This is a genomic window from Haloferax volcanii DS2, assembly GCF_000025685.1.
GTDB lineage: Archaea > Halobacteriota > Halobacteria > Halobacteriales > Haloferacaceae > Haloferax > Haloferax volcanii.
Genome location: NC_013967.1, coordinates 152,991 through 176,871, shown reverse-complemented (window position 1 = coordinate 176,871; position 23,881 = coordinate 152,991). Strand labels below are relative to the sequence as shown.

At 68.2% G+C, this 23,881-nt stretch carries 27 protein-coding genes; 12 read left to right on the top strand and 15 right to left on the bottom strand.

The genetic code is table 11. The features are described 5' to 3' along the window. Positions 1-102 precede the first annotated feature (102 nt). Positions 103-795, bottom strand: a complete 693-nt coding sequence (rpiA, locus tag HVO_RS05650; RefSeq protein ID WP_004045309.1) for a ribose-5-phosphate isomerase RpiA — start codon at positions 793-795, stop codon at positions 103-105. A 60-nt stretch (positions 796-855) separates the two neighbouring features. Continuing rightward, positions 856-1,980, bottom strand: coding sequence for an ORC1-type DNA replication protein (locus tag HVO_RS05645; protein WP_004045308.1), 1,125 nt, complete (start codon positions 1,978-1,980; stop codon positions 856-858). Between the two features lie 155 nt (positions 1,981-2,135). Here HVO_RS05645 and HVO_RS05640 point away from each other — a divergent pair, with 155 nt between their 5' ends. Further along, positions 2,136-2,543, top strand: coding sequence for a hypothetical protein (locus tag HVO_RS05640; protein ID WP_004045307.1), 408 nt, complete (start codon positions 2,136-2,138; stop codon positions 2,541-2,543). On the opposite strand, the gene HVO_RS05635 is transcribed toward HVO_RS05640, so the two are convergent. Then, on the bottom strand, positions 2,537-2,806 hold the full coding sequence (locus HVO_RS05635) for a hypothetical protein (protein ID WP_004045306.1): 270 nt from the start codon (positions 2,804-2,806) through the stop codon (positions 2,537-2,539). The genes HVO_RS05640 and HVO_RS05635 overlap by 7 nt on opposite strands. 54 nt (positions 2,807-2,860) lie before the next feature. Next, positions 2,861-4,855 (bottom strand): MutS-related protein, encoded by a 1,995-nt coding sequence (locus HVO_RS05630; RefSeq protein WP_004045305.1) that lies wholly within the window; start codon positions 4,853-4,855, stop codon positions 2,861-2,863. 177 nt (positions 4,856-5,032) lie between these two features. On the opposite strand from HVO_RS05630, the gene larE reads away from it, so the two are divergent. Continuing rightward, the gene (gene larE, locus HVO_RS05625; RefSeq protein WP_004045304.1) at positions 5,033-5,929 is read left to right on the top strand and encodes an ATP-dependent sacrificial sulfur transferase LarE; all 897 of its coding nucleotides are present in this window, start codon (positions 5,033-5,035) and stop codon (positions 5,927-5,929) included. Positions 5,930-5,974: 45 nt separating this feature from the next. Here larE and HVO_RS05620 read toward each other — a convergent pair whose 3' ends face one another. Continuing rightward, positions 5,975-6,613 carry a histidine phosphatase family protein gene (locus HVO_RS05620; protein ID WP_004045303.1) on the bottom strand — a complete coding sequence of 213 codons (639 nt, stop codon included), beginning with the start codon at positions 6,611-6,613 and terminating at the stop codon, positions 5,975-5,977. A gap of 74 nt (positions 6,614-6,687) precedes the next feature. On the opposite strand from HVO_RS05620, the gene HVO_RS05615 reads away from it, so the two are divergent. Continuing rightward, positions 6,688-7,170 carry an SRPBCC domain-containing protein gene (locus tag HVO_RS05615; protein ID WP_004045302.1) on the top strand — a complete coding sequence of 161 codons (483 nt, stop codon included), beginning with the start codon at positions 6,688-6,690 and terminating at the stop codon, positions 7,168-7,170. A gap of 30 nt (positions 7,171-7,200) precedes the next feature. Here the strand turns inward: HVO_RS05615 and HVO_RS05610 are convergent, their stop codons facing one another. After that, a complete protein-coding gene (locus HVO_RS05610; protein ID WP_004045301.1) occupies positions 7,201-7,521 on the bottom strand; it encodes a hypothetical protein in 321 nt (106 codons plus the stop codon). Between the two features lie 112 nt (positions 7,522-7,633). Further along, positions 7,634-8,959: a Sec-independent protein translocase protein TatCo gene (gene tatCo, locus HVO_RS05605; RefSeq protein WP_004045300.1), complete on the bottom strand. Its 1,326-nt coding sequence runs from the start codon at positions 8,957-8,959 to the stop codon at positions 7,634-7,636. Between the two features lie 130 nt (positions 8,960-9,089). On the opposite strand from tatCo, the gene tatCt reads away from it, so the two are divergent. The 4 genes from tatCt to HVO_RS20805 all read left to right on the top strand — a co-directional run bounded on the left by tatCt (position 9,090) and on the right by HVO_RS20805 (position 12,487). Further along, positions 9,090-11,246: a Sec-independent protein translocase protein TatCt gene (gene tatCt / locus HVO_RS05600; protein WP_004045299.1), complete on the top strand. Its 2,157-nt coding sequence runs from the start codon at positions 9,090-9,092 to the stop codon at positions 11,244-11,246. A 119-nt stretch (positions 11,247-11,365) separates the two neighbouring features. Further along, positions 11,366-11,542, top strand: a complete 177-nt coding sequence (locus HVO_RS05595) for a ribbon-helix-helix domain-containing protein (RefSeq protein ID WP_004045298.1) — start codon at positions 11,366-11,368, stop codon at positions 11,540-11,542. Further along, positions 11,535-12,254, top strand: a complete 720-nt coding sequence (locus HVO_RS05590; protein WP_004045297.1) for a queuosine precursor transporter — start codon at positions 11,535-11,537, stop codon at positions 12,252-12,254. Before HVO_RS05595 ends, HVO_RS05590 begins: the two co-directional genes overlap by 8 nt. 56 nt (positions 12,255-12,310) lie before the next feature. Continuing rightward, complete coding sequence (locus HVO_RS20805) at positions 12,311-12,487, top strand: hypothetical protein (RefSeq protein ID WP_004045296.1); 177 nt, start codon at positions 12,311-12,313, stop codon at positions 12,485-12,487. Positions 12,488-12,559: 72 nt separating this feature from the next. Here HVO_RS20805 and HVO_RS05585 read toward each other — a convergent pair whose 3' ends face one another. The 3 genes from HVO_RS05585 to HVO_RS05575 form a co-directional block, all read right to left on the bottom strand. Beyond that, a complete protein-coding gene (locus HVO_RS05585) occupies positions 12,560-12,961 on the bottom strand; it encodes a DUF7475 family protein (RefSeq protein ID WP_004045295.1) in 402 nt (133 codons plus the stop codon). Between the two features lie 149 nt (positions 12,962-13,110). Continuing rightward, a complete protein-coding gene (locus HVO_RS05580) occupies positions 13,111-13,890 on the bottom strand; it encodes a 23S rRNA (uridine(2552)-2'-O)-methyltransferase (RefSeq protein ID WP_004045294.1) in 780 nt (259 codons plus the stop codon). Between the two features lie 165 nt (positions 13,891-14,055). Continuing rightward, positions 14,056-14,841, bottom strand: coding sequence for an Lrp/AsnC family transcriptional regulator (locus tag HVO_RS05575; RefSeq protein WP_004045293.1), 786 nt, complete (start codon positions 14,839-14,841; stop codon positions 14,056-14,058). A gap of 381 nt (positions 14,842-15,222) precedes the next feature. On the opposite strand from HVO_RS05575, the gene HVO_RS05570 reads away from it, so the two are divergent. Further along, positions 15,223-17,469, top strand: a complete 2,247-nt coding sequence (locus HVO_RS05570; protein ID WP_004045291.1) for an amino acid permease — start codon at positions 15,223-15,225, stop codon at positions 17,467-17,469. Here the strand turns inward: HVO_RS05570 and HVO_RS05565 are convergent. Beyond that, positions 17,466-17,927 (bottom strand): arsenate-mycothiol transferase ArsC, encoded by a 462-nt coding sequence (locus HVO_RS05565; protein ID WP_004045290.1) that lies wholly within the window; start codon positions 17,925-17,927, stop codon positions 17,466-17,468. The two genes, HVO_RS05570 and HVO_RS05565, sit on opposite strands and share 4 nt — an antisense overlap. Before the next feature lie 273 nt (positions 17,928-18,200). On the opposite strand from HVO_RS05565, the gene HVO_RS05560 reads away from it, so the two are divergent. After that, on the top strand, positions 18,201-18,944 hold the full coding sequence (locus HVO_RS05560) for a DNA polymerase sliding clamp (RefSeq protein ID WP_004045289.1): 744 nt from the start codon (positions 18,201-18,203) through the stop codon (positions 18,942-18,944). A gap of 132 nt (positions 18,945-19,076) precedes the next feature. On the opposite strand, the gene HVO_RS05555 is transcribed toward HVO_RS05560, so the two are convergent. Beyond that, positions 19,077-19,670 (bottom strand): DUF7474 family protein, encoded by a 594-nt coding sequence (locus HVO_RS05555; protein ID WP_004045288.1) that lies wholly within the window; start codon positions 19,668-19,670, stop codon positions 19,077-19,079. A 149-nt stretch (positions 19,671-19,819) separates the two neighbouring features. On the opposite strand from HVO_RS05555, the gene HVO_RS05550 reads away from it, so the two are divergent. Continuing rightward, complete coding sequence (locus HVO_RS05550; RefSeq protein WP_013035269.1) at positions 19,820-20,920, top strand: DNA primase; 1,101 nt, start codon at positions 19,820-19,822, stop codon at positions 20,918-20,920. Between the two features lie 99 nt (positions 20,921-21,019). On the opposite strand, the gene HVO_RS05545 is transcribed toward HVO_RS05550, so the two are convergent. After that, positions 21,020-21,223 carry a DUF7472 family protein gene (locus tag HVO_RS05545; protein WP_004065604.1) on the bottom strand — a complete coding sequence of 68 codons (204 nt, stop codon included), beginning with the start codon at positions 21,221-21,223 and terminating at the stop codon, positions 21,020-21,022. A gap of 219 nt (positions 21,224-21,442) precedes the next feature. Here HVO_RS05545 and HVO_RS05540 point away from each other — a divergent pair, with 219 nt between their 5' ends. Beyond that, positions 21,443-22,090 (top strand): SWIM zinc finger family protein, encoded by a 648-nt coding sequence (locus HVO_RS05540; RefSeq protein ID WP_004045285.1) that lies wholly within the window; start codon positions 21,443-21,445, stop codon positions 22,088-22,090. A gap of 27 nt (positions 22,091-22,117) precedes the next feature. On the opposite strand, the gene hjc is transcribed toward HVO_RS05540, so the two are convergent. Both hjc and HVO_RS05530 read right to left on the bottom strand, forming a co-directional pair. Beyond that, complete coding sequence (gene hjc, locus HVO_RS05535; protein WP_004045284.1) at positions 22,118-22,540, bottom strand: Holliday junction resolvase Hjc; 423 nt, start codon at positions 22,538-22,540, stop codon at positions 22,118-22,120. A gap of 72 nt (positions 22,541-22,612) precedes the next feature. After that, on the bottom strand, positions 22,613-23,470 hold the full coding sequence (locus tag HVO_RS05530; RefSeq protein WP_013035564.1) for a TrmB family transcriptional regulator: 858 nt from the start codon (positions 23,468-23,470) through the stop codon (positions 22,613-22,615). Between the two features lie 51 nt (positions 23,471-23,521). On the opposite strand from HVO_RS05530, the gene HVO_RS05525 reads away from it, so the two are divergent. Next, entirely contained in the window at positions 23,522-23,854 is a 333-nt protein-coding gene (locus HVO_RS05525) for a DMT family transporter (protein ID WP_004045282.1), read from the top strand. Positions 23,855-23,881 lie beyond the last annotated feature (27 nt).

Genomic DNA, 23,881 nt, shown 5'->3' with positions numbered 1-23,881 from the left:
GAGAAAGCGACCCGCCCCGTGAGCCGGGGCGGTCGAGGTGGGACGTTCGAGCGTCGGACCACTCGGTCTGCCGGATTCCGTTCGAGCGCCGGACCAATCGAGTCAGAGTTCAGTGACTTCCACGCCGTCGTCGGTGCCGACGTAGACCGCGTCCGCGAGGCCGACGAACAGACCGTGTTCGACCGCGCCGGGGAGCGACGCGAGATCGGTCGCGAGCGACTCGGGGTTCGGAATCGCGCCGAACTCGCAGTCGAGGACGAGATTTCCGTTGTCGGTGACGACGGGGCCGTCCTTCCGCTCGGCGCGGCGGAGCGTCGCCTCGCCGCCGAGGTCCGAGACGCCCGCCGCGACGGTCGTTCGCGCCGACGGGAGCACCTCGACGGGGACGGCGTGCGAGAGCGTTTCCGCGATTTTCGAGGGGTCGGCGACGACGAGGAACCGGTCGGCGAAGGCGTCGACCACTTTCTCGCGGGCGTGGGCCGCGCCGCCGCCCTTGACGAGCGCGCTGTCCGCGAGCGCAACCTGGTCGGCCCCGTCGATTGCGAGGTCGACAGCGTCCACCTCGTCGAGGTCGACGACGGGGATGCCGCACTCGCGGGCGAGTTCGCGGGCCGCGAAGGAGGTCGGGACGCCCCGGACGTCGAGGCCGTCGGCGACGCGGTCGCCGATGGCGCGGATGGCGAACGCGGTGGTGCTGCCGGTGCCGAGCCCGACGACGGCCCCGTCTTCGACCGCTTCGACCGCCGCCGCCGCGGCGCGGCGCTTCTGCGCGTCGGTTCCGCCGGTAGTCTTCATGGCTCATCCGACTCGGCCGGCGAGTAAAAATTGTCCTGAAACGGGGCGGGCGAGACGCCCTCAGAGGCGGTCCAAGACCGCGTCCGCGTCGTAGGCGAGCGAGATGGCGCGGGTGCGACCGCGTCCCTCGATTTCGGTGTATCGGGCCTCGATGACGCCCAGTTGGTCCAGTTTGTTCACGAGTTCGGAGTAGCGCGTGTAGCCGAGGCCGGTCGCCTCGTTGAACGCGTCGTACACCGCGCCGGCGCGCTCGCCGTCGTACTCGGCGACGACCCGGACGAGTTCGCGCTCGGGGTCCGAAAGCCCTTGCAGACACCGCGAGAGGTGGACGTACTTCGACTTGTCGTAGGCGGCCTCCACGTCCTCCATGTCGACGGTTCGGGAGGCGCGCATCTCGGCGTGGAGGCCCGCGCGACGGAGCAGGTCGATGCCGACCCGGAGGTCGCCACTATCGGCGGTGAACTCCGCGACCTGGTCGAGTTCGGGCGCGCCGATAACGTCCTCGTGGAAGCCGCGTTTCGACCGCCCGCGGAGGATATCGACGATTTCGTCCACGTCGTAGCGGGGGAAGAACACCTCCTCGGGCCGGAAGACGCTCTGGACGCGCCCGTCGAGTTCGTCGATGACGTCGAGCGAGAGGTCAGACGAGATGATGATGACGCCGATGCGCGCGCCGGAGTGCGCCTCGTGGGCGCGCAGCAGCGAGTAGAGCGTGTCGGAGGCCTCGTTCTCGTAGAACAGGTAGTTCACGTCGTCGAGCGCGACGACGAGCACCTCGTCGTCCTCGACGAGGCGGTCGGTTATCTGGCCGAACAGTTTCTTGAACGAGATGCCCGACGACGGGGGTTCGTACTCGAAGATGTGCTCGAAGACGCGCGAGAACACCGCGTAGCGCGTCGAGTCGACCTGGCAGTTCACCCGGACGGTCCGGACGCCCGACTGCGTGCCCAACTCGCCGAACAGCTTCTGGACCGCGGTGGTCTTGCCCGTCCCCGGCGGCCCACGCACCATCGTGTTCAGGGGGCGAGAGCCGCGGACCGCGGGCCGAAGCGCGTACTTCAGGCTCCGCAGTTGGCTCTCGCGGTGGTTGAACGTCTCCGGAACGTGGTCGATTTCGAAGACGTGTTCGTCGCGGAACACCGTCTCGTCCCACGACAGCATCCCCTCTTCGGGGTCCTCCCTCATCGAGTAAAGTACCACGCGCGGGGGACTTAATCGTTTACCGCGGCGGCGTCCGACGGGGGGCGGACGGGCGTCGTCGTTTCTGTGTGCCCCGTGGACCGACAGCCCATCAGGAGTTGAGCCACAATAGTTAATTTCACAACAATAGATGCGGAGCCATGGCAACTCGCGCACAGCTCACCGCGCTGCTCGTCTCGCTCGCGCTCGTCGGGGGGGGCGTGCTCGGGTTCGGTTTCGCCGCCGACGAGGACTACAGCTATCGCTACGAGCAGCAACTGTCGGAAACGCCGGAGACGGTTCCCCCGCTGTACAGCGAACTCTCGCAGTCTGAGCAGCGGGCCGTGGACCGCGCCCTCGCCGGCGAAGTGCTTCGGTTCGAAGACGACCCCGGAAATCTCCCGGGACTCGTCGAGCGTGACGGGAACTACTACGCGTTCGAGTTCGACGCGACCACCGACTACACCGCCCCGACGACGGTCGGCTCGCTCGTCGCCGTACTGCTCGGCGCGGTCGGCGTCGTCGCCACGGTTCGGTGGGAACTCGCGAGCCGATACGTCACTTACTGAAGGAGCCGGACGATTCGGTAGCCGATGGCGACGAACAGAATCAGTCCGACCGCGCCGACGCCGAGGACGACCGGCGTTCCGCCGGTCTGCGAGAGCGCACTAAGCGCCGGAAGTACGAAGACGAACAGCACGAGGAACCCGCCGAACACCAGAAATAACACGTAGACCGCGGTCCCGAGCACGTCCCAGATGGCGTTCTTCGTGGCGTGGTAGACGAGGTCGTACTGCTGTCGTTCCTCGGGGGAGAGCGAGTCGGAGGGCACGGGCGGAGTTGTCGGCGTGTTAAGATAAATCGTGTGTTGGCGCTGGCGGCCGCGTCAGTCGAACTTCTCCAGCAGTCGCCCGTAGAAACTCGTCTCGTTCTCGCCGGCCAGTTTCTCCACGATGAGTTCCGGGGTCGAACGCGCCAGATGGTCCTTCACGGGCGAGCGGTTGACGACGAGTTCGCCGTCTTCCAGTCCGACGGCCTCGATGCCGTCGACCGCGACCGACACGTCCGCCGCCTCGCGGATGCCGCCGGCGAGGTGGGAGACGAACACGGCCGCCGCGCCCTGTTCCGCGAGTTCTTCGAGGATGCCGGCGATGATTTTGGCCGACGCGCCGGGTTCGGTGATGCTCTCCAGTTCGTCCACGAGGACGAGGCGGTCGGCCGCGCCGTCGGTGAGCGCCGCGAAGTCGCGGAGGGTGCTCTCGAACGCGCCGGCGTCGAGCGTTCCCTGCGACTTGGCGTAGTAGTGGAGTTCGGAAAACCGCGAGAGGCGGACCGACTCGGCGGGGACGGGAAGCCCCATGTGCGCGAGGACGACGACGAGCCCCACGAGGTCGAGCGTCGAGGTCTTGCCCCCGCTGTTGACGCCCGAGAGGAGCGTGACGCCCGACACCTCGTAGTCCACGGGGTCGACGTCCGAGAAGTCCACGTCGAGGAGGGGCGAGCGGCCGGCCTCGATGGCGAACGAGCCGGCACCGTCGTCCCCGGCCGCGCCGGTGAACTCGGGGAAGACGCAGTCGAAATCGCGGGCGAACCGCGAGACGGCGAGGCGCACGTCGAGTTCGAGCGCGTCGCGGACCAGCGTCTCGACGGGGTCGCGCAGGTCGCCGAGGTCGGCGGCGAGGCCGGCTTTCAACTTCGCGGCGCGGCGGTCGCGGGCGGCCTTCAGTTCGGTTCGGAGGCGGCCGACCGCCTCCTCGTCGTGGCCGAGCGGGAACGACGGGTCGTCGGGAAACACCCGCTCCGTGAGGTCGGCCTCGCCGGGGCGCAGCGACAGCGACTCCACGAGGTGGTCGCGGGCGGCCGAAAGCGCCTCGTCGAACTCGTCTTCGAGTTCGCGCGACAGCAGGGAGTCGACGCGCGCGCCCTGCTCGACGAGCGACAGGAAGTCGGTCCCCTCGATGGTCACGTCGCGCTCGCGAATCACGTCGCGGAGGCGGTCGTTGGCGACCGATTCGGCGGTCGAGACGGCGGTGTCGAGGTCGTCCACCGCGTTCGAGAGGCGTTCGAGTTCGTCGTCTCCGAGGACGGTCCCGTCGTCCGCCAGTCGGGACAGGACGTCGCGGAGGGCGGCGAGGTCGCAGGGCGGGTCGAGTTCGGCCACTTCGTGGACCGCGGCGGCCGCCTCCAAGGCCTCGCGGTTCGCGGCGAAGAAGGCCAGCAGTCGCTCGGGGACGACCTCGTCGGTCCGCTCGGCGGCGTCGGGGAGGACGCGCACGTCACCGTCCACGTCGATGCCGGCGAACGACTCGTCCAACACGACCACCGTCGAGTACGACCGCGCGAGTTCGGCGATGTCGCGGCCGTCTTCGACGACCTCGATTGAGAGTTCGGGAAACGCCTCCTTGGCGGCGGCGTAGCGCTCCGCGTCGGCGGTGGCGATACAGCGCTCGCGGACGCGACGCGGCGTCGGGTCCGCGAGGGGTTCGACGCCCGACAGCGCCGCGAGCACGTCCGGGTCGGGGTCGAGGTCGGTCGCGTCGGCGGCGAACGCCCGGACCTCCTCGATGCGCGGGGCCGACCCGGTGGGAAACAGCGTCTCCAGTCGCTTCTCGGCGTACGTCGTGACCGTCCGCGCCTGCAAGAGACCGAGCGCGTCGCGGTAGATTTCCGAGGCGCGGTCGGTGGCGAGGAAGCCGCCGGGGTCGTCGTGGTCGCGGCGAATCGCGCCGCGGGCGATGGCCGCCGCCCTCCCCTCCGTGAGTCCCGGTGCCCGCGCGAGCGCCGCCACGTCGCCGTCGGTGAGCGCTCGCTCGGCGTCGTCGAGTTCCGCGAGCGCGGCGGCCGTCTTCTCGCCGACGCCCGGGATGGTCTCGAAGTCCATTCGGGCGGACCTATCGCGGCATAGGACAAAAAGTCGCGGGGTGGTGACTCCGGGACGACGGGCGGGTCGCGTCGACGCGGGAGCGCCCGTCGCGGCCGATTCGACGGCGCGTGCGCCCTTCGCGGTCGTTCGCGCCGGGGGCGAGGGGCTTTTGCCCGTCGGCCGGGAAAGGAGGCCATGAGCGAGCGAGACGTCGCGGCGAAGGCCGACGCAGTACGCGAGGCGCTCGCGGAGCGCGAGAGCGTCCTCATCGCCTTTTCGGGCGGCGTGGACTCCAGCGTGGTCGCCGCACTCGCCCACGAGGCGCTCGGTGACGACGCGGTCGCCTGCACCGCGAAAAGCGAGACCCTGCCGGACGCCGAGTTGGACGACGCGAAGCGCGTCGCCGAGGAAATCGGCATCGAACACCTGACCGTCGAGTTCTCCGAGTTGGACAACCCCGACTTCGTCGCCAACGACGACGACCGGTGTTACCACTGCCGGACGATGCGCCTCGGCCGGATGTACGAGGCCGCCCGCGACCGCGGCATCGAGGCCGTCTGCGACGGAACCAACGCCTCGGACCCCGGCGAGGGTCACCGCCCCGGCCTCCGCGCCGTCGAGGAGTTAGAGGTGCTGTCGCCGCTTTTGGCCCACGGCATCACGAAAGAGGAGGTCCGCGCCATCGCCGACGACTACGACCTGTCGGTCGCAGACAAGCCCTCGATGGCCTGTCTCTCCTCGCGGATTCCGACCGGCCTCGAAGTCACCGAGGAACGACTCTCGCGGGTCGAGCGCGCGGAGACGATTCTCCGGACGTGGGGCTTCGAGCAGTTCCGCGTCCGCGACCACGACGGCCTCGCCCGCATCGAGGTCGCGCCGGAGGAACTCGACCGCGCCCTCGACGCCGACTTCGTCCGCGCCGCCCGCGACCACCTGAAGGACGCCGGCTTCGACCACGTCACGCTCGACCTCCACGGCTACCGGACCGGGAGCGTCAGCCCCGGGGCCGAGGCGGAGACGGACGCCGACGCGGGCGACGACGACCTCCTCGTGGACGACGTGTTCGCGCAGGACTATCCGATGCGGAAGTAGCTGAGAGATAACAGTCAGAAACTCGGACCAGACCGCCGGACCGACCTACGTCGTCAGAAATCGCGTCTCGTTCTCGGCGACGACGTGGACGAGCGGTTCGTCGCCGTCGTCGCTCAGTTCGACTTCGAACTCGCAGATGCCGCCGTTGTCGAGCGGTTGCGACAGCATCGTCTCGACGATGTCGAGGCCCTTCACCTCACCGAGCGACAGCCGAATCGGCGCGCCGTGGCTGACGACGAGCACCGTCTCGTCGGCGTCGAGCGAGTCGGCGAGCCCCTCGTGAGCGTTGAGGACGCGGCGGCGGACCTCGACGAGGCTCTCGCCGCTCGGAGGGCGCTCGCGGGCGGCGGGCGCGCCGACCGCCGAGAGGAAGTACTGCGGGTACCGGTCGGTGAGTTCGTCGAATTCGAGCCCCTGAAACGACCCCACGTCGCGCTCGCGCCACGCCGAGTCGAGGACGGGTTCGAGGCCGAGTTCGCGGGCGACGGGGCGGGCGGTCTCTTGGGCGCGTTCGATGTCGGAGGAGACGAGGCGGTCGACCTCGTAGCTGTCCGCGACGTGGCGCGCGAGGGCGTCGGCCTGCTCGCGGCCGCGCTCTGTGAGCGACACAGGGACCCACCCCTGTACGCGCCCGGCGCGGTTCCACGTCGTCTCGCCGTGTCTGGCGAGAAGGAGGGTTGCCATACGTCCGTCTCTCTCCTCACCGGCAATGAACGTTCCGCGCGAGATTCACGGTCTCGGCCGCCCAACTGTTAGGTATGGCACACGAACTCGTCACGAGCATCGAGATAGACGCCCCGCCCGAGCGGGTGTGGGAGGCGCTCGTCGACTTCGACCGCTACCCCGAATGGAACCCGTTCATGCGAATCGCCGGGCGACCGAACGAGGGCGCGACGCTCACCGTCCACCTGCGACCGCCGGGCGGCCGCGAGTCGGAGTTCGAACCCGACGTAGTCTACTGCGAGAAGCACCGCGAACTGCGCTGGGTCGGCCACCTCGTGGTTCCGGGACTGTTCGACGGCGAACACCGGTTCCGCCTCGAACCGCTCGACGGCGGCGAGCGCACCCGGTTCGAACACGCGGAGACGTTCTCGGGCGTCCTCGCCGGACTCCTGTTGCGGTTCGTCGGCGAGCAAACCCGGGCGGGATTCGTCGCCATGAACGAGGGGCTGAAGACGCGCGTCGAGGGAGTGGTCGCGGCCGAGAATCGGAAGGCGACGGAGTCGTCGGACGCAGTGTGATTCCCCGCGGTCTCGGGGAGATTCGGCGCGTTACAGCGACTCGCCGCAGAAACGGCAGGTATCCCGGTCGGCTTCCTCCAGCGAGTGGCAGTTCGGACAGGAGACGGTCTCGGTACGGGCGGAAGAGATGCCGTCCGGCGACCGCGACTGACCCGCGCGGCGGCCCACCCCGGGTTCGTCGCGCCCGGGGTTGAGGTACAGCGCCAAGCCGAGAATCCCGCCGACGAACACCGAGAGGCTCCAGAGGAAGGCGTTGTGCGAACTGTGTCTGGTCGCGTCGATGCCGGCCCAGACGCTCACGGCGAACCAGAGCGGGAGGGCGACCGCAGACAGGGCGACGAGGTCGGCCATCGTGTCACGATTCCAACTATTATGACATAGGTCTTCTGAACGGGCGGCCGTCGGTGAAAGCGAGGCAGAACGACCCGGCCGAGGGAGCGACGGGAGGAAAACGAGACGCCGGTCAGTTCCCGGTCCAGCGTAAGGCCGCGAGCGTCCCCTCGAACAGGGTAATCATCGTCGCGCCGATGATGATGGGGGCCATCCCGGTCGGGTCGGGGCTGACGAGGAACGCGAGGCCGAGGAACGCGCCCCAGAACAGCAGGCGGCGGTCTTCGAGCCACCGTCGGGTGACGAGGTTCATCATGATGGCCAGTTCCACGAACAGCGGAATCTGGAAGACGACCGCCATGTAGCCCATCAGGATGAGAATGAGGTTGAACGTCTCCTTGAGGCCGAACGCGACGACCGCGGTCCCCTCGGTGTAGGAGGTGAAGTACGCGAAGATGGCCGGCAGCACCACGAAGTGGGCAAAGAGGACGCCGACGAGCGCGAGGACGAGGCTCGTCGGGACGGCCGCGAGGTAGTACTTGCGCTCTTTGGGGTAGAGACCGGGGCGCATGAACAGGTACGTCTCGTAGACGAACACGGGGAGGCCGATGACGGTCCCGGCGAGGCCGGCGACCTTCAGTTTGGTGAGGATGAGTTCGAGCGGGCCGTAGAGCCGCGGCCGGCGGTCGACGATGGTCTCCGCGCCGGGGATGTGGGAGTTCCAGAGGAAGTTGATGACGTCGGTCGCGCTCGGGATGTGGACGCCGAAGGCGGCCTGCGTGTCCACGAGCGCGTTGAGGATGTCCGCGCCGGGAAACAGCACGAGCGTAATCGCGCCGGCGACGCCGAGGACGACCGCCAACCGGCGAATCATCTCCTCGATGTGCGCGGTCAGCGGCATCTCCTGGTCGCTCTCGGGGGCCTCGCCGACGAGGCCGCCGACGTCCTCGTCGTCGAAGTCGGCGTCCTCGGCGGAGACGGACGACGGGGCCACACCGCCCATCTCGTCCTCGCCGGTCAGCGCCGGGCTCGCGCCGTCGGCCGCCGCGTCCGGGTCGACGTCGTCAGCCGACTCGTCGCTCGAATCGTCGTATGTCCCCTCGGGAACGTGCGACGTGTGTTCGTCGTCCGCGAGGAGACGCGGTTCGTCGTCAGAGTCGGCGTCGGAGTCGGTAGCTGAATCATCCGCGTCGTCGGGAGCCGCGTCGGTGTCGGAATCGGAGTCGTCGCCGTTGTCGCCCGTCTCGGCAGCAACGTCGGCAGAAGCGTCGTCGTCAGACCCATGGGTGACGGTCTCGTCTCGCGGGGTGACTCGACCGTAAACCGGACCGTCAGACGACGAAGACGCGTCGTCGGCGTCGTCGGCGTCGCCGTCGGACGAGCGCTGGTCGGTGTCGTCCGAGGCGTCCGTCTCGTCGTCGGCCGCAGAGAGCCCTGCGTCACGCTCCTCGTCCGCCATTCAGGTGTCCTACGCTTCCGGCCAGTTATAGGTCTTTTCGCATCGCCCTGAGGAGGCGCGCCGAGGGAGCCGAACTCACGCCCGCGGTGAAAAAGATTGATAACCACCAGACTGCTTTCGCCACGTACGTATGTCCAGCGCCCTCGACGAGGACACCCAACAGACCATCGCGGCGGGCCGCGAGACCGCCGGTGCGATGCTCCGAGCGGCGCAAAAAGACCTCCAGAAGGTCTTTATCGTCTTCCTCGTCGGGTTCCTCGGCACGTTCTACGCGCTCCGACTCTACGTCTGGGAGTTCTTCCGTGGCGTGACCAAGGCGCAGATGGACGCCAGCGTCTCCGGCAACGTCAGCATCATCGCCCAGACCCCCTTCGACGTGATTCTCTTGCAGGCCAAAATCGGTCTCGTCGTGGGGGTGCTGTTCGCGCTTCCGCCGTTTATCTACGTCTCGCGGGGCGCGCTGAAAGCACGGGACGCGTGGCCTAAATCGCCCGTCGCGCCGTGGAAACTCGCGCTCATCGGACTGACGATGGTCGCGCTGTTCGCCGCGGGGGTCGCCTACGGCTACTTCGTCTTCTTCCCGTTCACGTTCGCGTTCCTCGCGCAGAACGCGATTTCCGCCGGCTTCACGCCGAGTTACTCCATCGTGAAGTGGGCGCAGTTCATCTTCCTGCTCACGCTTTCGTTCGGCCTCGCGAGCCAACTCCCGCTCGCGATGACCGGGCTCTCGTACGCCGAAGTCGTCCCCTACGAGCTGTTCCGCGACAAGTGGCGGCACGCCATCGTCGGCATCTTCGCCTTCGGCGCACTGTTCACCCCGCCGGACCCGTTCACCCAAATCATGTGGGCGGTGCCCGTCATCTTGCTGTACGCCTTCAGCCTCTATCTCGCTCGCGTGGTCGTCACGGCCAAACGCGGCAGCGAGAAGATAGACGTCAAATCGACCGCGACAACCCACTGGAACCTCCTCGCGGGCGTCGGCGTCGTCGTCGGCCTCCTCGTCTACGCCTTCTACGAGTACGGCGGCGTCGAACTCGCGAACGACGGCCTCGCCGCAATCGGCAGCGACTACGTGTTCCTCGCTCCCGGTTCGGGGGTCGCGTTGGGCGCGTTCGTCGTCGCCGGCGGCTTCGTCGGCCTCGCGTTCGGACTCGCCTACCTCGTCTACCGCGACATCGAGCGACTCGAACGGACCGAAATCGGCGTCGGTGACCCGACGAAACTCGACCTCTCGGCGCTCGACGTGGCGGGCGTCCGCGCCGCGCCGCCGGAGGCGTTCGCAGACCTCGAAGAAGACGAGGTGATGGCCCTCGCGTCGGCCGCCATCGACGACGGCGACAAGGCCAAAGCGCAGGCGCTCATCGACCGATTCGACGAGGCCGAGGCGGACCGCGAGGCCGAAGCGGCCGACGCCGAAGACGAACCGGGCGAACTCGAAGACCGGACGACCCGCGCGGGCGGCGCGTTCGTCTCCGAACTGACCGAAGGCGAGACCGACGAGGACGACATCGGCGGCTACTACACCGACATCGCGTTCATCGTCGACTCGCTCACCTCGCGGGCGTTCTGGGTCGTCGGCTGGTTCATGCTCGTCCTCGCGACGACGTTCGGCTGGCTCTACACCGGCGGTATCAGGGACGTGTACGACGACTTCCTCGGCCGACTGCCAGCCGCCGTGCGACCCGAGGAAGTCCTCAACGTCGTCGCGCTCCACCCGATGGAGGCGCTCATCTTCGAGGTGAAGTTCTCGACGATTCTGGCCGTGCTGGCGACGCTCCCGCTCGTCGCGTACTTCGTGTGGCCCGCGCTCCGCGAGCGCAACATCATCCGCAAGCGTCGCCGGACGGTCTTCGTGTGGACCGGCGCGCTCGCCGGCGGCCTCCTCGGCGGCTTCGCGCTCGGCTACACCTACGTCGCGCCGACGGTCATCACGTTCCTCGTCGAAGACGCGCTCGCGGCGAACATGATAATCACCTACCGCATCACCAACTTCTTCTGGCTCATCTTCTTCACCACCGCGGGCATCGGCCTCCTCGCCGACGTGCCCATCCTGATGGTGCTTCTCAACACCGCCGGCATCAGCTACCGGATGATGCGGAATCGCTGGCGCGAGGTCACGGTGTTCATCCTCGCCATCTCGGCGGTGTTCACCCCCGCGAGCATCACGACGATGTTCATGGTGACGCTCCCGCTGATGGCGGCCTACGGCGTCGGTCTCGGCGTCCTGTTCGTGCTGACGGTCGGCGGCCGGCGCGACCTCTCGCCCGCCCGCGGCGCGGCGGAGTGAGCACGGCGCACCCGCGAGGGGCGTCACGAACCCGTCGACTCGACGACGCGAAGACGCGCCAGATATCGCCGCTGAGGCCGTTGAAAAGGCGTTAAGTATTCTCATGAGAATCCCCGAGTATGGCCAAGATAAGCGTCGAGATACCCGACGAACTGCTCGCGGACTTAGACGAGCACGTCGGCGACGACAAGAAGTTCGTGAACCGAAGCGATGCGGTTCGGGCGTCCATCCGGAAGACGCTCGACATCCTCGACGAAATCGACGACCGACACAACCGCCTCGTCGAAGATGAGTGAGGGGCGCTCGGCCATCGGACAAGTCGCCCTCGTCGGCCTGTTCGTCACCGCGCTGACGACGGCGCAGTTGACGGCGTCGAAACTGCTCTCGATTCCCCTGCCGTCGGCGGTGGGCGAACTCCCGTTCGTCGGCGCGGCCATCCTCATGCCGGGAGCGGCGCTGGCGTACGCGCTCACCTTCTTCGCGTCCGACTGTTACTCCGAACTGTACGGCCGCCGGGCGGCGCAGGTCATGGTGAACGTCGGCTTCGCCATGAACTTCGTCCTCCTCGGCCTCGTCTGGAGCACCATCGCCGCGCCCGCCGCGAACCCCGAGTTCGCCGCGCAGTTCGCCACGGTGCTCTCGTCGGGGACGAACGTCGTCGCCGGGAGCCTGCTCGCGTACCTCGTGAGTCAGAACTGGGACGTCGTCGTCTTCCACGGCATCCGCGAGCTGACCGACGGCTCGCTTCTCTGGCTCCGCAACATCGTCTCGACGGCGACGAGTCAGGCCATCGACACGGTCATCTTCGTCGGCGTCGGGTTCTACGCCGCGCCGACGGTCCTCGGCATCGGAGACGTGCTCCCGTGGAACGTCCTCGTCGGCCTCGCCGTCGGCCAGTACCTCCTGAAGCTCCTCATCGCAATCGTGGACACCCCGTTCGTCTACGGGACCGTCGCGCTCCTCCGCGGCGACGACGAGTCCTCGACCGACGGCTGGGTCGCGGACTGAGACGCCGGCCGGGGCGACGGACGGCTTATCTCTTTTGGTAGCATACCACACGATGTATGGCCGACGAGCACCACCACAGGCTCACCGAGCGAGACGGGATGGAGATGGGGATTCGCTGTCCGAACTGCGGGACCTACACGTCGTTCGGCGACATCCTCGCCACCGGGGCCTGTCGCGGCGGTTGGAAGGGCTGCCGGACGGGGCTCCGACTCGACCTCGTGGTCGTTGAGTGAAAAGATGCGACGGGGCGGCGGACCGCCAGAACGTCGAGACGGCGGGGCGACGGGTCGAACGCGGGACGTGGCTCAGGCGGCCCCGTCGGTCTCGGGCGAGTCGCTCAGATAGAGGTACGCCGCCGCGGCGCTGAAGACGGCCTCGCCGCCCTTCGAGAGAATCGCCATCTCGCTGACTCGCCCGCTCATGACGGCCCACGCCGCGATTTGAGCGAGCGCGAACGCGATGGCGACGAGGTAGAACTCGCGCCGCCAGAACTTGCTCAGGTAGACGGCGATGCCCGCGAGGAAGCCGACGCCCGCGAGGACGAACAGAATCGCCTGCGTCTGGTCGAACTGCATCAACACCGGCGCGAGAGAGAGGTGGGCGTACACGGACGCCAATGCCCCGAGGATGGCGACGTACGGAACGATACCCGACGGGAGGCCGGTGAACAACGGTTGGGACTCGGTGGTCGTCGTATCTGCTGACATGGGTGACACGAGCGGAGTCGTGTCAAACACGGATAATGGTTGCCCGAAGTTAGACACAAATTGCGGCGGGCGCGGAGCCGTCGGCGCGGTCGCGGGCGGGCACGGGACGCGCCGGACTCGACGCGGGAATCGGCGTGCGGTCGGCGCGCTCAGTCTTCGTCGTCGATTGGTTCAGCGAACGCGAACCGCGGTTTCACGTCGGTGACGCGGACCGTCGGCATGTCGCCCGCCTCCGTCCCGGAGACGAACAGCGTGAACTCCTCGACTTTGGCGATGCCGTCGCCCTCGCTCCCCACGTCGACGATTTCCACGTCGAGTTCGTCGCCCTTCCGAACCGGGGCGGTGAGGAAGTGCTTGCCGACGAGGTACTGCTCGGAGGAGCTATCGCGGGAGGCGTCGGGGCGCATCGACCGAACGTACTGGAACTCCCGTTCCATGTCGGCGCGGAGGTCCGCCACGTCGGGGCCGTCGAACACCTTCACGGCGAAGTCGCCGCCGGTCGCCAACAGCTCCTGTGCGACCTCGAACGCCTGTCGGGCGAGGTAGACGGAGCGGGCGTGGTCCAGCGAGTACTCGCCGGTCATGTTCGGTGCCATGTCGGAGACGACGGCGTCGGCTCCGCGCTCACCGATGACGGCCGTCAGTTCCTCCTTCGTCTCGTCTTCGGTCATGTCGCCGCGAATCGTCTGGACGTTGTCGCGGTCGATGCCGCGGATTCGCTGGAGGTCGACGCCGACGACCTTGCCGTGGTCACCGACTTCTTCGGAGACGACCTGGAGCCACCCGCCGGGGGCGGCACCGAGGTCGACGACGGTGTTGCCGGGGCCGAACAGACCCGCGTCGCCGTCGAGTTGCTTCAGCTTGTAGGCCGAGCGGGCGCGGTAGCCCTCCTGTTTGGCCTTGTTGTAGTAGTGGTCTTTCCGTGCCATGCTTACCTCGTTGAACTGCCCGTGATGTTCCGCGTGGGAACAGCCGGCGAATTCGCGTTCATATCGGGTGTGACGTGGTCAGCCCGGAAAGGCACATCGGATAGCGCCCGGAGACGGGGCGGCGCGGCTGCCAGCGCGGGGACCGCGGACGCGACACCGCCGAAGTCAGCCCGGAGACGACTCCGTCTGTGGACCGCGGAACGCCGACAGCGCGTCCGCATCCGCGTCCCCGCCGGCGCGGGAGAGAACCGTCACGATGTCGTCCGGCTCGATGACCGTGTCCCCGTGCGGGGTGAGTTCGCGGTCGCCCCGCTCGATGGCGATGACGAGCGTCTCGTCGTCGAGAATCCCCCGCTCGGAGGCGTCTTCGAGCGTGAGGCTGGCTATCGGCGCGTCGGACTGCACGGGGACCTCGACGACGCTCGCGTCGCCGGTGAGGCTGATGAAATCGTTGGCTTCGGGCGCGTGACCGCCGTCGTCGGGGTCGAACGGGCCGTAGGGGGCGAACAGCTCCTCTTCGAGCAGGTCTTCGTCTTCGATGTGGATGCCGATGTCGGTGAGCAACCGCGCGACGCGCCGGAGGTCGCCGGTGCTCTCGCCGACCGCGAGGACGTGGAGGTTGCGGCGACCGGTCATCAGCGTCCGGACGTTGATGACGCCCGGAATCGCCCGCGCCTCGTGGGCGAGCGCCTCTCGTTCGGTCACGGGAACGTCGCAGAGATAGAGGTTCGTGAGCTTCCCGCCGGCGAGTTCGAAATCGACCTGCGCGGTGCTGCCGCGGATGATGCCGGAGTCTTCGAGCTTGTGGATTCGGTTCCGGATAGTGGCTCCGGAGACGCCGGCCTCCGCCGCGAGCGTGCTGGCGGACGTGTTACGCGCATCGTCCATCAGGGCGTAGAGGATGCGGCGGTCAATCTCGTCGAGCCGGTGGTCGGTGTTGCGATATGGCATCGGTGACTGTGTCGCGTTTTGGTTTGCGAAGTTAGCTACCCCGCGTTTTCATATAAGGCTTGTCTGGACGACGCCCGTCTTGCGAGACGGAACTGCTCGACCGAGGAGCCGCGAGGTGAGGACGGCCCCGTACCGGCCCGTGAGGGACCGCGAAGACGAGCCAGCCCGGAGACGGATGACTCACGAGGATTTCGTTCTTAGAAATTATATTCATTTCTATTTTCGAATTCGAAGTGAAAGGGTAGAACATATATCGTTACACAACCGGGTAGCGACTATGCACGAGACGAACGTCACCGAGACGGCCGACAGCGCGGCGCTCCGACCCGAACAGCGGGTTCCGAAGCGACGGAGCGAGGGTCCCAGCACGGAGGCCAACGGATGAGCGACGAGGAACTCGCGAAGGACCTCGGCCTCCTGTCGGCGCTGACTATCGGCATCGGGACGATGATCGGCGCGGGCATCTTCGTCCTACCCGGCGTCGCGGCCAGCACCGCCGGCCCGGTCGTCGTCGCCTCGTTCGTCGTCGGGGGGCTCATCGCGCTGGTGAACGCGCTTTCGGTCTCCGAACTCGGCACCGCGATGCCGAAAGCCGGCGGCGGCTACTACGTCAACCGCGCGCTCGGGCCGCTGTTCGGCTCTATCGCCGGCCTCGGCGACTGGATGGGGCTGGCGTTCGCCTCCGCGTTTTACAGCATCGGCTTCGGGCAGTACCTCGCGACGCTCGTGCCGATGCCGGAGTTCCTCTTTCTCAACGAGGTGCAAGTCGGCGCGCTCGTCGCCGGGGCCGTCTTCGTGGGCGTCAACTACATCGGTGCCAAGGAGACCGGCGGCGTACAGACGGTCATCGTCACCGTCCTGTTGGCGATTCTGGCCCTGTTCGCGGTCCAGGGCTGGCTGTCGTTCGACGTCGCAACGCTCGTCGGTGACGGCGGTATCGCGCCGTTCGGCTACGGTGCCATCCTGCCGGGGACGGCGCTCGTGTTCGTCTCGTTTCTCGGCTACGCGAAGATTGCGACCGTCGCCGAGGAGCTGAAGAACCCCGGCCGGAACCTCCCGCTGGCGGTTATCGGGAGCGTCGCCATCGTCACCGTCCTCTACGCGATTCTCGTGAGCATCATGCTCGGCGTGGTGCCGTGGCCGGACCTGAGCCAGAGCGCGCCGCTGACGCAGGCGACGCAACTCGCGTTCCCCGGCGGGCTGGCCGGCCTCGCCGTCACCGTCGTGACGCTGGGCGCGCTCCTCGCGACCGTCTCCAGCGCGAACGCGTCGATTCTGGCGTCGGCCCGAATCAACTTCGCGATGGGCCGGGACCGAGTCGTCACCAACTGGCTCAACGAGATTCACCCGAACTACGCGACGCCCTACCGGTCGATTCTCGTCACGGGTGCCGTCATCATCCTCTTCATCGCGGCGCTCGGCCGAGACATCGAGGTGTTGGCGAAAGCCGCGAGCGTCCTCCACCTCGTCGTCTACGCGCTCATGAACGCGGCGCTCATCGTCTTCCGGGAGACTGACCCGGAGTACGACCCGGCGTTCACCGTGCCGCTGTACCCGGTTACGCCGCTCGTCGGCATGGCGCTCTCGCTCGGACTGCTGGCGTTCGTCGGCGGGGAAGAGCTCCTGCTTTCGGGGCTGTTCGTCGTCGGTGCCGTGGTCTGGTACTTCGTGTACGCACGCAACAACGCCGACAGACAGGGGCTTCTCGGTCGGCACATCCTCTCTCGGGGCGACGAGCTACCGAACACGGTCGTCGACGCCGCGGCGACGGTCGCGCCGAACGGGTCGGGTCGCATCGACGACGCGCCCGCGACGACGACGATGGTCGCGGTTTCGAACCCCCGAACCGAGCGGGCGCTCGTGACGCTCGCGGCCGCGCTCGCGAAGTTCGACGGCGGGCGGGTCCTCGCGACCCACGTCATTCAGGTCCCGGACCAAACCTCGCTGGCGGCCGCCGACGACCAACGCGACCGCATCTCGAAGGCGTCGGAACGGCTCATGGCCGACGCGCGAGCCGACGTCGAACAGTTGGACGTGCCGGTCGACACGCGGACGATTCTCTCCCACGAGGGGCTCGCGGAGGTGTTCGACGCGGCGCGCCAACACGGCGTCGACCGGGTCATCATGGGCCACAGCGGCGCGAAACTCGCCGGCGGACGGGTCGAGGGCGCGCTCGACGAACTGACGCACGACCTCCCGTGCGACGTGGTCGTCCTCGACGGGGAGGAGTTCGACCCGAGCGAGGTGCTGCTCCCGACGGCGGGCGGGCACTCGTCTGACCTCTCCGCGGAGGTCGCACGAGCGCTGCAAGCGACGACCGACGCGCACATCTCGGTGCTGCACGTCGCTGACGAGGTCGCGGCCGGTCGGGGGTTCCTCGAACAGTGGGTCGCGGAACACGACCTACACGGAGTGGAGCAACTGGTCGAGACGGGCGACGTGGAGACCGTCATCGGCGAGGCGGCGGCGGACAAGTCGCTCGTCCTCGTCGGCGCGACGGAGACCGGCCTGCTGTCCCGACTCGTCGGCGGGTCGCTGGCGCTGTCCGTGCTCGACGACCTCGAGACGACCGTGTTGCTGGCCGAGCGCCCCCGGCGACGGTCGCTCCGAGAGCGGCTGTTCGGCTAACCCGCGAGTTCGTCGAACAGCGCCGAAACGCGCCCCTCGATGTCGTCGCGAATCGCCCGGACCGCATCGAGGTCCCGGCCGTCCGGGTCGTCGAGGTCCCAGTCGCGGGCGTCGCCGCGCCACGTCATGGGACAGATGCCCTCGGCCGAACAACCCATCGTGACGACGATATCCACGTTCATAATCTCGTCCTGCTCGATTGCGCGGGGCGTCTCGTCGGCGAGGTCGAACCCCTTCTCGCCCATGACCTCGACGACCTCGTCGTGGACGTGGTCGGCGGGGTCGGTGCCGCCGGTGACGACCTCGATGCGGTCGCCGACGCCGCGCTCGTCGCGCTCCCGGCGGGCGAAGGCCGTCGCCATCTGGCTCCGGCCGGCGTTTTGGACGCAGACGAAGGCGACGCGGGTCGTAGTCGCGTCGGTGTCGGCGTCAACATCGACATCGGCGGCGTCGGTCATCGCTCGGCACCTCGTCGGCGGGCGGCTGGGTTCGTCTCCTCGTTCGCCATGGCCTGGAGTTACACAATCAGCTATTTGAGTGCTTTGAAGCCCGAAACCCTCGAAATCGTCGGGTTAGCTATGTACGAAGACAGTGACAACAACACCCATGGAGAGCCGAGGGGAACGGTGGGGTGCTCGCGGGAGCGCGCACGCGGGAGAGCGTGCGAACATCATATTGCGATGAGTCCAAATCAGGAGTATTTTTAAGACCGCTGTCGTACGACGGCACATATGTTCAAGGCCATCGTGAGCGCCGCGACGCTCCGGGACGCGCTCGACTCCGTGAGCGTCCTCGTCGACGAGTGTAAGATTCGACTCAACGAGGAGAGCCTCTCCATCCGCGCCGTCGACCCCGCGAACGTCGGCATGGTGGACCTCACGCTCGACGCGGCGGCGTTCGAATCCTACGAAGCCCACGGCGGCGTCATCGGTGTCAACCTCTCGCGCCTCGAAGAGGTCGCCGGGATGGCGGGCGCGGGCGACCTCATCCACCTCACGCTCGACGAGGAGACGCGCAAGCTCAACATCCGCATCGACGGGCTGTCGTACACGCTCGCGCTCATCGACCCCGACTCGATTCGCCAGGAGCCCGACATTCCGGACCTCGACCTCGCAGCGAACATCGTCCTCGAAGGGACGCACCTCGACCGCGGTATCAAGGCGGCCGACATGGTTTCGGACCACATCCGCCTCCGCGTCGACGGCGCCGAAGAGACGTTCCACATCGAGGCCGAAGGCGACACCGACGACGTGGACCTGTCGCTTCCCCCGGCGGACCTCATCAGCATCGAAGCCGGCGCGGCCGACTCGCTGTTCTCGCTCGATTATCTCAAAGACATGAACAAGGCGATTCCGACCGACGCCGAGGTCACCGTCGAACTCGGCGAGGAGTTCCCGGTCAAGCTTCACTACCAAATCGCTGAGGGGATGGGCACCATCACGTACATGCTCGCCCCGCGCATCCAGAGCGACTGAGCGGACGTTTCGGCGGCCGCGTCGTTGTCCGACCACCGAGCCGTCCCACTCGTTTCTCTCGATTCTCACCGGTCAGCGACCGCGCCGCCCGACTCGTCGGCCGCGATGACGCGGTTCGGTCGCGGCGTCGACTCAAGAGCGGTAGCGGTCGATGACGCGCTTGGCCGAGACGGCCTTTTCCTTCCAGCCGTAGCCCGCCTCGTAGACGTGGCGCTTCTTCTCGACGAGTTCGGCGGGCGTCGCCTCCTCGAAGCCGCCGCGGTCCCACGCGCCGGTGTCGCGGAGCCAGTTGACGACGTTTTCGCGCGTCTCGGGCCACGACAGGCCGACCATCTCGTACCACGCTATCATGGCGAAGACGGCGTTGTCGTGACAGCCGGGGACGCTCCCGTACTGGTGGAGCGTCCGCATCGGCTCCCGGGTCGGCTCCGAGACCTCCTCTCTGAACTCCTCGGCGGTGCGCAGTCGGAGGACGCCCGAATTCGCGTCCGACACCCGCTCGTCGCGCTTGAGTCGGCGGAGCGCGGCCTGTTGGAGCGGCCCCCACTCGCCCGGCGCTTCGCGGCGGAGCGTCTCCTCGTCGCACGGGCCGCCCGCGAGAACGGAGACGATGTCGACGTAGGCCCGCTCGACTTCGACCCACGGGGTCCCCTCGAAGCGGCAGTCGGCGTCGTGGAGACTGGTCGTGGCGCGGCAGTCCGGACACGGGTAATCGAAGTGCGGCACGTGAGAGCCTGAGGAAGTGGTCGGTAATAGGTTGTGTGATGCGCCGTCGTCGCGGCGGAGCGGGTGCGAGACTCGGCCGCACGGCCCACGCCGCCACCGCCGAATCCGTCGCGTTTATCGGTGGGCACCCGGAACGTGGCGGTATGCGGATGCGCCCGCTCCACGCCCGATACCCGTTTTTCGCCGCGGCCAGAGAGGCGGTCGAATCGGCGGACGTCGCCATCGCGACGCTCGTCGCAGAGGACGCCCCGGCCGTCGAGCGTGGCGTCGAGCGCGTCGAACGCGCCCTCATGGAGGGCACCGTCGAACCCGACCCCGGCGAGGCCTACCCGCGGGAGACCAAGACGGAACTGCTTTCGTACCCCATCTCGCGCATCATCGTCTCGCTCGTCGAGACGCCCGCGGCGGTGGACAAGTACGCCCGCGCCGAGGCCGACACGTCCTACGAGCGCATGCTCGCCGACTTCGACGCCGGCGACGACGACGTCCACGGTGAGGCCCGCGCGAGCCTCGACGACTTCCTCCGCGAGTTCGACCTCGACGGCGCGGTGCGGGCCGAGTCGAACCGGAACCGGAACAGCCGACGCGCGCCCGACAACTACTGGGTCGACGTGGGACCGTACCTCACCTACTCCGACACCGACTGGGGCGCGGACTGGCGGCTCGTCAACCGCTCGCTGGCCGACGGCGCGGTCCGCGTCACCCGCGAGGAGCTCTCGGAACTGCTCCGCGAGGCGGTCCGCCGCCGGGTCGCAGAGGGGCTTCCCTTCGCCGTCCGCGGCAGCGACGCGGGCGACCGACTCGCCGACGCGCTCAAACCCCACGTCGAGCGCCTGCGGAACCTGCTTTCGGACCGCGGCGCGGTCAACGTCGTCTACGTCGACGCGGTGGACCCCGACCACTTCCCGCCCTGCGTCGAGGCGCTGTTGGCGCGGGCGCGAGAGGGCGAGTCGCTCCCGAACGAGGCGGCGTTCGCGCTCGCGGCGTTCCTCGTCGGCGTCGGCCTCGACCCCGATGAGGTCGGGGGCGTCGTCGGCGACGAAACCGCCGAGGCGTTGCAGAAGCGGGCGACCGTCCTCGCGGATTCGAGCGGGTCGCAGTACGCGCCGCCGACCTGCGAGACGATGCAGGCGTACGACCTCTGTGTGAACCGCGACGACCGCTGTGACACCATCAAGCACCCGATGAACTACTTCGAGACGGCGACGAACGACGCGGACGCGGACGCCGCGGACGAAGCCGCCGACTGACGGAGTCCTTGCTGACGACGTAGCCGACCCGCGAGCGCCGCCGCTGCGTGTCGAGCGCCCGCGCGACGGCGAACCCGTCGTCGAAACCGACCAGCCGGATTAGGAAGAACGCGACAGCCAAACGCCGATACCAGCCATCACGAGGACGAACGCCGTGATAGCGCCGACGAGTGCGAGCCCGCCGGTGGAGACGAGTCCACTCTGGTTGTAGGTCGCACCGATGCCGACGATGAGGGCGATAAACACCCCGACCGCGACGATGGAGACGGCAATCTTCCGCCGCATCTCCGCTTCGATAGCCATGCGACGACGTATCCGCGGCCGTTCTAAAAGGTCTTCGATGAGCGGATGCCCGACGAGAGCCACTCACGCGCCCGATTTTCCACACGAAACGAGGGTTTAGGTCGTTCGAGAACCTACACGCAGGTGACGGAAACCGACCCCGAACGGCCGCTGGGAGGGTCGGAATCCCGCACCACCATGACGCACATCGCACACACACCCGCGTCGACTCGCCGCCCGGTGCGCCGCAAGACAACGCTTCCGTCGGACGGACTGTCCGGGCGCGCCCGCCGCGCCCGCGTCGAACCGATGGCCGTCCGGCCGCTCCGAGACGGTCGCTACGTCGTCGAGACCGACGGCGGCACCTACGTCGTCGACGTGGAGGCGCGCACCTGCACCTGTCCCGACAACGCCATCCGGCACGCCCGCTGTAAGCACCTCCGCCGGGTCGCCATCGAAATCACCCGCGGCGAGGTCCCGCCGCCGGGCCGCCGGCGCGCCACCTGCGCCGTCTGCGGCGACGAGACGTTCGTTCCGATGGACGCGACGGGGCCGCAGCTCTGTCGCGACCACGACCACCGCCCCGGCGACCTCGTCCGCGACCGCGAGAGCGGCGGCCTCCTCGTCGTCACGCGGGCGCTCGGCACCCGCGCCGACGAGACGCCGACGGAGACGGGAACCCTCGTCTCGGCGTACGAGACGAACGCCGACTACGGCGACCACGAACCGACGTTCGAGGCGGTCTATCTCGACTCGCTGCCGGTGAACGCCGGTCTCTCCGACCTCGGTGAACTGCACGCCTACCGGTTCCCCGCCTCGCGGCTCAGCCGCGTCGAGCGCGGCTTCGTGGGCGCGAACTCGCTCGGCGAGCGGCTCGCTCGGGCGTGAGCGAGCGCGGAAAATCGCGTCGCGACCTCAGTCGCCGCCGAGTTTGGTCTGCGTCGGGCCGCCGGTGAACGACTCGAAGTCCTCGCCCTCCGCCAGCGCCGTCTCCTTTTTGACGCGGTAGTTCCCGCCGTCGGTCACGTAGAGGTCGCCGGGGTGGAAGAAGTACCAGTCCTCGCGGTCGAACCGGACGGCGATGCGAGCCTTCGCGCCGAAGTTCCGCGAGAAGTAGACGAGCGCTTCGACCTCCTCGCCGCTCAGGTAGATGGGGCGGCCGCTGGAGGCCTTCGCCTCGATGGCGTAGAACACCTCGCCGTTGCCCGCGAGCACGTCGGGGAGTTCGCGCGTCGTCGCGCTCCCGGAGGCGGGCGCGCGCATGACGGCGAAGCCGGCCTCGTCGAGAGCGTTGACGAGTTCGCGCTCGCGTCGGTCTCCCTTTCTGTTCGAAGACATGGTCGGGAGTCGGCCGCGGGCGGTGATAAATGGGGCGACCGGCGTCCGGGAGCGCAGACGAGATGCGCGGCGTCACTCGAAAAGCGGGACGGCGTCCCCCCACAGCGCCCGGAACTGGCGGTCGAACTCGTCGACGACGCCCGCGTCCGTCACCACGACGACGCCGAGGCGGTCGGCGGCGGACTGCGGGTGCGGGATGTCGACCGACGCGACCGATTCGTCGACGACGTCGAACGAGACCGGCAGGTGCGGCAGGACGCGGATTCGAACCGTCTGGGGCTTCGACGCCACGAGGCCCCGAAACTCGTCGGGAAGCGAGTCGAGCACGGGGTCGCTGAGGAGCAGCGACACGCCGAGGTCGTCCCGAGCGCCCTCGAAGAACGCGTCGAACTCGGTTCTGAGCGTCTCCCACGACGCCCGCTCGTACGGCGGGCCGACCGCGGCGGAGACGGACTCGGTCGCCGCCCGGACGTGTTCGTGCATCGCCGTCCGCATCTCGTCGCCGCCGAGGCGGCCGAGCCAGACGCTCCCGTCCGCCGGCGGCGTCGGCAGGAGGTTCGACCGGACCGCGTCGGCCACGTCGCGGTATCGCGTCCACTCCTCGCGCAGTTCCGCCGCGCGCTCGGCCAGCAGTCGCTCGACCGCCGCGCCCGGGTCGACGGCGGCGTACCGCGTCGGCTGGGTCGACTGCGCGCGGACCAGTCGGCGCGACCGAAGCCCGTTGAGCACGTCGTAGACCCGGCCGTTCGGGACGCCGCTCGCGTCCGAGACGGTCGCGGCCGTCGCGGCTCCCGTGGCGAGGAGCGTCCGGTACGCCTTCTCCTCGTAGGTCGACAGGCCTAGTTCCCGAGTTCGGTCATGGGGAGGTGTCCGTCGCCCGGTGGTTAGTAAGTTGATAGTTCCTGTTGACCGGGGAGCAACGGACCGCAAGTGGCGGGCGATTGCAGAACGCTCATCCGGGTCGTGGCGGGACCGACGGACATGAACCCGTACGTGTTACTCGCCGGCGCAATCGCGTCGGAACTCGTCGGAACGACCGCGCTCAAACTGTCCGCAGGGTTTTCGAAGCCTCTCCCGAGCCTCGGCGTGGTGGCCGGCTACGGCCTCGCGTTCTACCTCGTCTCGCTGACGCTGGAAGAACTCCCCATCGGCGTGGTGTACGGGACGTGGGCCGCGCTGGGCATCGTCGGCGTCGCGGCCATCGGCGTCGTCGCGTTCGACGAACCGGTCGACCTGACGGGCGTCGTCGGCCTGCTTCTCATCCTCGCCGGGATTTACTGCGTCAACGTCCTCTCGGAGATGGCCGCGCACTAACGCCGGCGAGTGGGCCGAACGCGGTCG